This is a genomic window from Psychrobacillus sp., from assembly GCF_056205495.1.
The window spans coordinates 1-5,867 of sequence record NZ_JBAEAP010000622.1; the positions used below are offsets into that span (position 1 = coordinate 1).

4 protein-coding genes and 2 pseudogenes are annotated in these 5,867 nt (G+C 38.0%); all 6 read left to right on the forward strand.

Annotation, left to right across the window (positions count from 1 at the left end; translation table 11 throughout):
- A pseudogene (locus AC06OU_RS17790) lies at positions 1-360 on the forward strand (hypothetical protein); the annotation flags it as partial.
- Between the two features lie 13 nt (positions 361-373).
- A complete protein-coding gene (locus AC06OU_RS17795; protein ID WP_169358640.1) occupies positions 374-961 on the forward strand; it encodes a dipicolinate synthase subunit B in 588 nt (195 codons plus the stop codon).
- Positions 962-1,041: 80 nt separating this feature from the next.
- On the forward strand, positions 1,042-2,079 hold the full coding sequence (locus AC06OU_RS17800; RefSeq protein WP_475857559.1) for an aspartate-semialdehyde dehydrogenase: 1,038 nt from the start codon (positions 1,042-1,044) through the stop codon (positions 2,077-2,079).
- Between the two features lie 481 nt (positions 2,080-2,560).
- Complete coding sequence (gene dapA, locus AC06OU_RS17805) at positions 2,561-3,442, forward strand: 4-hydroxy-tetrahydrodipicolinate synthase (RefSeq protein ID WP_475857561.1); 882 nt, start codon at positions 2,561-2,563, stop codon at positions 3,440-3,442.
- A gap of 115 nt (positions 3,443-3,557) precedes the next feature.
- Positions 3,558-5,225 (forward strand): ribonuclease J, encoded by a 1,668-nt coding sequence (locus tag AC06OU_RS17810; RefSeq protein ID WP_475857563.1) that lies wholly within the window; start codon positions 3,558-3,560, stop codon positions 5,223-5,225.
- Positions 5,226-5,349: 124 nt separating this feature from the next.
- Positions 5,350-5,867: pseudogene (locus tag AC06OU_RS17815) on the forward strand (cell division protein FtsK); the annotation flags it as partial.

The window sequence follows — 5,867 nt, forward strand, 5'->3', positions numbered from 1 at the left end:
AGATTAGCACTTGCATTGCATCATTTGGGAGCAAAAGTTCTTCCCTCTGTTAGATCGGAGCTTCAACCCTACGAAGCTAGAAGCCCTGGGTATCAAATAGTAACCCTAGATAATGTTTTGGCCCAGCAAGGTGAGGACGCCTATCTGGTTAATACAATCCCTACCAAATGGTTAAATAATGAACATGCAGCCTCTTTCAATCGAGTTTTTGACCTCGCCTCCAATCCGGGCTGTCTCTTGGATAACGAAAATAACATCCCTCTGAATTACAGTCTCTCCACCAGCTTGCCAGGTATGTACTTTCCGCAAGATGCAGGACAATTACTTGCCAGGTCTGTTTTGAAGCATCTTGCTTTTTAGAGGAGGAAAAATAGTGTTAGAAGGTCTACGTATTGGTCTAGGAATCACCGCTTCTCATTGTACGTATGAGGAAGTGATACCAATGATTAAGCAATTTACGGATGTTGGTGCGACAGTTGTGCCAATCATCACTTTTTCAGTTTTAACAGCTGCTACTCGTTTCGGTACAGGAGAAGAGTGGGTAGAAAAAATAGAGGCAGCTAGTGGCAATAAGGTAGTTTCCAAGATAGTAGAGGCAGAGCCTTTTGGTCCTACTAATCCACTAGACTGTATGGTTATTGCACCAATGACGGGTAACTCCATAAGTAAGTTAGCTAATGCACAAACAGACTCACCTGTATTAATGGCTGCAAAGGCCACCTTGCGTAATGGTAAGCCTGTGGTGCTAGGTATATCCACAAACGATGCATTAGGCTTAAATGGAACGAATATTATGAAGCTGCTCACTACAAAAAATATTTATTTTATCCCCTTTGGTCAAGACAATCCATATAAAAAACCTAATTCTTTAATTGCAGATTTCACAAAAATTGTACCTACTGTTGAACACGCAATAAATGCAAAGCAAATTCAGCCTTTACTCATTGCCTATCAATTATAAATATTAAAAATAGTGTATTATTATTTAATTTATGATACAATATCGCCAATATGTTTTGATTTTTGAGAGGAGAGCTTTGCATGTCAAAAAATTATACAACAGCTATTGTAGGAGCTACAGGTGCTGTAGGTCAAAAAATTATAGAGCAACTAGTTAAGAGAAGCTTTCCTTTTTCTACCTTGAAGTTATTAGCTTCCAAAAGGTCTGCAGGAAAACAGATTGATATTGACGGAAAAATTTATACAATAGAAGAAGCTACACCAGAAGCTTTCGAAGGTGTTGATATAGCATTTTTTTCTGCGGGGGGCTCTATTTCAAAAGCATTGGCTAAGGAAGCTAGTAAGAGAGGCGCTATAGTAATAGATAATACGAGCGCATTTCGAATGGATCCGGATGTTCCGCTAGTAGTACCAGAAGTAAATAAATATGCTTTAAATGAGCAGCAAGGGATTATTGCTAATCCTAATTGTTCTACTATTCAGATGGTTGTTGCATTAGAACCAATTCGTAAGCATTATGGGCTATCAAAGGTCATCGTTTCGACTTATCAAGCAGTATCAGGAGCTGGGGCTGCAGCTATTCAAGAATTGACAGCTCAAAGTGAGAGAATAATAGAAAGACAACCAAATCCTGAAGTTTTACCTGTAAAAAGTGCGGAGAAGCATTATCCAATTGCAGGTAACGTAATTCCTCAAATTGATGTCTTTAATGAAGATGGTTTTACATTTGAAGAGCACAAAATGATGAATGAAACAAAAAAAATTATGTCTCTTCCGGAACTTTCGATTGCCGCTACCTGTGTAAGGGTGCCTGTTGTAACAGGACACTCTGAATCGGTGTATATAGAGGTAGATAAAGAGAACGTATCCGTTTCTGATATTAAACAATTGTTATCTGAAGCAGAGGGAATTGTTCTTCAAGATAATCCGAATGAGCAACAATACCCGATGCCTTATTTCTCAGAAGATGAAGATGCAGTTTTCGTTGGACGTATTAGAAAAGATCCTTCTAACGAGTATGGTTTCCATATGTGGATTGTTTCTGACAACCTATTAAAAGGTGCTGCTCTAAACTCCATTCAAATTGCTGAAGCATTAATCGAAGAAAAAATATTGTAAGCAAGAATAGTTTTTAGCTTGTCTAAGAGGTCGCTTGTTTGTTGGGAGAGCGGATAAGGCTCCACCCATCGATTACAAGTGGTTGTGGTGTCCTAGCTTCTCTTAACCCTACTTGTGGCACCACTTGCCTTTAATAATAATGAAATTTACTCCATTAAATATATTTTGATTTTTAGAGAGAGTTTTTTCTCTATTCATTTGGAAAAGCCAGCAGCCTTGCCCCTCGGGGTCAAATGGGAAAATACTGCGGTGGCTGAGGACCTGCCTCCTTGCATTTCCCCATTTGCCTGTCGGGACAGAAATAGGCGCCTGCGCTTTCATATTGTCTAGCTCCGGCGCCTTGCCCCTCGGGGTCAAATGAAAAAATACTACGGTGGCGGAAGAACTGCCTCCTCGCATTTCTCCATTTGCCTGTCGGGGCAGACATAGGCGCCTGCTCTTTTCTAATAATAGAGAAAAAATATATAAGAGGTGTGGTTGAATGAATATAGGAAATGTTTCTACAGCAATGGTTACCCCGTTTAGTTCAGACGGTTCTATTGACTATCATAATACTGAAATACTTATAGAGCACTTGCTTTCGAATGGAACTGATTCTCTTGTAGTTAGTGGTACGACTGGGGAATCTCCGACATTATCAACAAATGAGAAATTAGAACTTATACAATTTGTAGTGGAAAAGGTTAATAAAAGAGTTCCAATCATTGCTGGTACTGGCAGCAATAATACAGCTGCATCCATTGAGCTTTCGCAAAAGGCAGAAGCGCTCGGAGTAGATGCTTTGATGATAGTAACTCCTTATTACAATAAGCCTAATCAACGAGGAATGATTGCCCATTTTGAGGCAATTGCTTCAGCTACTACTCTTCCTATTGTTGTTTATAATATCCCTGGGCGATCAGTAGTCAATTTGGAGCCAGAGTCGATTATTTCCCTTAGTAAGATACCATCCATTCAAATTGTAAAAGAAGCTAGCGGCAGCCTGGATCAGATGACCAAAATCTTAGCTGAAACAAATGAGGATTTCCTTGTGTACAGCGGGGACGACGGCTTAACCTTACCTTTACTTTCAATTGGAGGGAAAGGGATTATTTCAGTCGCTTCTCATGTAATTGGTAACGAAATGCAGGAAATGATACAGCTGTTTCATCAAGGGGAACATGCTAAAGCTGCTAAAATCCATCAACAAATATTGCCAGTCATTAAGGCGTTATTTCAACATCCGAATCCTGTAGTTGTAAAATATGCACTTTCTAAAATTGGCGTAGAGGTTGGCTCTTTGAGACTTCCTTTAGTTGAGATGAACAAGGAAGAGAAGCTAGATTATGATCGTGTCTGGGATAAATTTTTGGAAACGAAATAATGATATGAGAAGCTGGAGTTCTAACTTCAGCTTTTTTTATTTGTGTGAAACGGTGACGTCCGATATAATAAAAAATAGTGGATGTTGGTCGGGTTAACAATTAGGAGGAAAAGAATTGGTAAAAGCTAAAAATGAACTTATACGTATTATACCGCTCGGCGGAGTTGGTGAAATAGGAAAAGCAATGTACGTAGTAGAAATAGACGATGAAATATTTATAGTAGATAGTGGACTTATGTTCCCAGAAAACGAAATGTTAGGAATCGATATAGTTATTCCAGATATTACGTATTTAGAAGAAAACAAGGATCGTGTTAAAGGAATATTTTTGACGCATGGACATGAAGACGCAATTGGTTCTATTGCTTACTTACTGCAAAAGATTCAGGCGCCTGTATATGGATCTAAGCTGACGATTGCTTTAGCAAAAACGCATGTAAAGGCTATGCCAGTTAAACAACAAATAAAGTACTTTGAAGTTACAAACAAAAGTCGTATGAACTTCCAAAACACACACGTAACTTTCTTTCATACCACACACAGTATTCCAGACTCTTTAGGTATCGTATTCCATACATCTGAAGGTGCAATTGTGCATACTGGTGAATTTAAATTTGATCAGTCTGCTAGAGGGAAGTACCGTCCTGATATTGCTAAAATGGCTGGCCTGGGTGAAGAAGGCGTATTTATATTAATGTCTGATTCAACAGAAGCAGAAAGACCCGGACACACAACATCAGAGGCAGTAATCGAAAACCTATTATCTGAAACATTCCACGCTGCTAAAGGTCGTATTCTAGTATCTTTATATGCATCAAACTTTATAAGGAATCAACAAGTGCTAGACAAAGCAACGGAAACAGGAAAAAAAGTTGCTATTGCAGGCAAAAGCTTGGAAAATATCTTTGCAATAGGGTTAGACCTTGGTTACTTTACGGTAGCAGAGGACACAATCATACCTATAAAGGAAATCTCTAAGTATAACGATGAACAAATAGTAATCATTGTATCTGGTAATCAAGGAGAACCTTTAGAAGCTTTAGAGAAAATGGTACGTAAGCATCATAAAGATATTAAGATTAAAGATACTGATACCGTGTTAATAACATTTACACCATCACCAGGTATGGAGGTTGGCGTATTTAATACGATGAACCTGATTGCCAAGGCTGGTGCCAAAGTGTTGACTTCAAGTAAAAATGTCCATGTATCAGGACATGGAAGTCAAGAAGATTTAAAAATGATGTTAAACTTAACAAAGCCTAAATACTTTATCCCAATTCAAGGGGAATATCGTATGCTTATTGCTCACTCTAAGTTAGCCCAAGATATCGGGATGTCTAAGTCAGAAATCTTTATTGCAGATAAAGGAGACATCGTGGAATACAAAAATGGGAAGATAAGAATGAGTGGAAGAGTACAAGCAGGTAACGTCCTAATCGATGGTATTGGTGTAGGGGACGTAGGGAATATTGTTTTAAGAGATCGTAAGCTTTTATCTCAAGATGGAATATTCATTGTAGTAATTACCCTTAACCGTGCGCAAAAGAAAATAGCGTCAGGACCTGAGATTCTTTCTAGAGGATTTGTATATGTAAGAGAATCCGAAGAGTTGATGGACGAGTCAGCTAAACTAGTAAGAACAATTGTTGAAAAATATGTGAATAAAGAAACGTTTCAATGCACAAACATTAAACAAGAAATCCGTGATACGCTAAATTCATATTTATTCCAACAAACGAAGAGACGTCCGATGATTATTCCAATTATCATGGAATATTGATATCTAAAAATCAGGATTTCCTTTCCCCAGTGGAAGGAAATCTTTTTTATCTTTTTAAGCTGTTATATTTTACCTGTTAGGGACATCCTAATAGAGAATACTTAATGCAAAGCAGGTGATATTCTTGGCGAAGAAGAAAAGTAAGAAAAAAGTAAATAAAAGTAAAAGTAAAAAGAAACCCCTTCATCCTTTAATGTTTGAAATTATAGGGCTTCTCATTTTGGGAATCGCAGTTATTTCTTTCTTTGAATATGGCTTGGTTGGAGAGGTATTCGCTTATATTGGGTATTTTTTATTTGGAAATTGGCATATTGCTATTCCATTTATGTTCGTTATTTATGCTCTTATTATAATGATCAAACAATCCTTTCCACCGTGGAATCATCGCTTGTTATTAAGTGGAGCCTTTATTTTAAGCAGCTTACTAATATTTAGTCATTTAGCACTTTTTGAGCAACTGTTTGAGGGCAAGGCACTGATGACGAACTCTGTCCTAAGGGAAAGCTACAGGGTCTTAGTAGAAAGTGGAGGTATTACGAATAGAAGTAGTTCTCTAGGTGGAGGTATGATTGGGGCTATTCTGTTTGCCTCATTCCATGTGTTGTTTGACTCTGCTGGTGCAAAAGTTATTAGCTGGCTACT

Bases quoted from the DNA above. Each gene is read 5' to 3' on its own strand.
- AC06OU_RS17800 (WP_475857559.1), top strand. From the start codon at position 1,042: ATGTCAAAAAATTATACAACAGCTATTGTAGGAGCTACAGGTGCTGTA.
- dapA (WP_475857561.1), top strand. From the start codon at position 2,561: ATGAATATAGGAAATGTTTCTACAGCAATGGTTACCCCGTTTAGTTCA.